The organism is uncultured Allobaculum sp., from assembly GCF_948576815.1.
GTDB classification, from domain to species: Bacteria; Bacillota_I; Bacilli_A; order Erysipelotrichales; family Erysipelotrichaceae; genus Allobaculum; species Allobaculum fili.
In genome coordinates this window covers 1-1,681 of sequence record NZ_CAPAEZ010000126.1, presented here as the reverse complement: position 1 = coordinate 1,681, position 1,681 = coordinate 1, and the positions used below count along the sequence as shown (strand labels likewise).

Annotated in this window: 1 protein-coding gene; it reads right to left on the bottom strand. The window is 48.2% G+C overall.

The annotated features are described in order from the left end of the window. Window positions 1–164: 164 nt before the first annotated feature. Window positions 165–1,681, bottom strand: a 1,517-nt coding sequence (locus Q2J39_RS10695) for an IS1182 family transposase (protein ID WP_300968170.1), incomplete at its 5' end; no start/stop codon positions are given.

Genomic DNA, 1,681 nt, shown 5'->3' with positions numbered 1-1,681 from the left:
GGGCTACAGCCCTTTTCTTTATGCTCATTAAATGAAATAAGACTGTCTTTCCGCTGCCAGACCTTCGTTCACCTTCTTTCACTGACGATGGGGGAAAACTTTTGCACACGAAAGCTCAGACTGACCTTTTGACAGCCAATTGTATTGCTTAAAACAGTTCGTTTCTAGTTCAGATGGCTGGATCTTTCCTTCATCTGTGACTTCCTGTTGCAGTAGTGACGGATATTATGTCCTGCTGCCACCATCCAAAGCTCGAATTCTACCCCGTCTTTACCCCGTCTTCGTAATCTCGTGTACGAATAGTCTTCTTTAAGCTGACCAAAGGTCCCTTCGCTCTGGATGCTTCTCTGGATCATCAGCTCCTGTCCTCTTTCTGTAGCCATGTTTTCCCTGACGATCCCCTTCTGCCTCTCCAGGTCATGGCAGATATTCATAGTCCGTCCTTTCCTGGATCTGGTGCACTCCCTGCACAGCGGACAGCCCTGGCAATGCTCACTACGATACAGGTGGTTTGTACGGGGATACAGGCCCTTATTTGACTGTGTCACTTTCTCCAGTTTCATTGGATGGCCTGCAGGACATACAGGAGTTCCATCTTCCTGCTTTCCAAATGCATAGGACTTAAAGCGGTCTGCTTTCCTGATGTGACTTTCCTTTTCCTGAAGGTTGTATTTCATCATCAGTTCGATCCCGTGCTCCTCACAGTAACAGTAGTTATCATAACTGCCATATCCCGCATCCGCCGGGACCCGCTGTGGATAGACTCCATACTTCTGTCTGTACCTCTCCACTGTCGGGATGAAGTCTTTGGAATCACTTGGACTGGATGTGACCTGCAGGATGCGGATATAGCCATCACTTACTCCTGCCTGTACGTTGTATCCCGGCTTGAATACACCAGTGTGATTGTAGTAGTCGTATTTCATGTGCATGAAGGTCGCATCCGTATCGGTCTTGGAGAAACTGTTGCGACCGCCAGCTGTTTCTGTATAGGCTTCATATTTCTGCAGCTTCACACTCAGCTCCCTGAACTGGTCATGCATCCTCTGAAGTTCTGACTTTCTATGGCCTCTTCCTGCCACGTAGACGATCTTCTCATCTTCTGCAGTATCGATAAAAACCTGGTCCAGGGTCATGAGATGATCCATATCAAGTTCCTGAAGGATGCTTATGGCTGCACTCCGTTCACCATATCCATGGGCAGTCAGCCATTTCTTGAACTGTTTCAGGAGCTCCATCATCTTTTTCCTGGCGGAAGTCTGGTACTTGCGGGTAGACTTCATCCATACAAATGTCATCTTATTGGCGTTGGCTTCCAGTTTGGTGCCATCCAGGAAGAGGGTATCTGTATCCACGGAGTCGTGCAGTTCAATATAATGGTTCAGTTCAATGAAGATCTGCTCCATACAGGGCTTGAGAGCTGAATTGAAGAAGCGATGATAAGTCTGGTGGGAAGGATAAACCCCGTTGAGGAGAAACCGGAACCGCATATCATAGCGGCTGAGATCCTCCAGTTCTCTGAGGGATGAGAAGCCAAAAACAGTCATCGCAAGAAGAGAGGTCTCCAGTAGCTGATAAGCCGGAAACTGGGTGGAATTCCAGGAAGTTAGAGAAGGAAATCGGGAAAGATCCAGGAAGGACTCGACGAAGTCACGGATGATCCGAGAAGGATCGGAAGCCG